Source organism: Shimazuella sp. NTD247 (genome assembly GCF_059510415.1).
Genome location: NZ_JCAJZU010000039.1, coordinates 1 through 208, shown reverse-complemented (window position 1 = coordinate 208; position 208 = coordinate 1). Strand labels below are relative to the sequence as shown.

General features: G+C 35.1%; 1 pseudogene. It reads left to right on the top strand.

Annotation, left to right across the window (positions count from 1 at the left end):
• A pseudogene (locus AC5WOC_RS21250) lies at positions 1-208 on the top strand (hypothetical protein); the annotation flags it as partial.

The window sequence follows — 208 nt, the reverse complement described above, 5'->3', positions numbered from 1 at the left end:
AACATTGGAAGTAAAGAAGTACCAAGAAGACATCGAAAAAGAAGAGAAAAAAGCAGAGCAGGTACTGGAATTAAAGAGATGGCTAGAAGAAAAAGAGGAAGAGAATAATCGTCTGCAAAGCCAAAACAAAGCACATGAAGAAGAAAATGAACAGAAGAAGAAAGAAATAGAGAAATTAACATTGGAAGTGAAGAAGTACCAAGAAGAC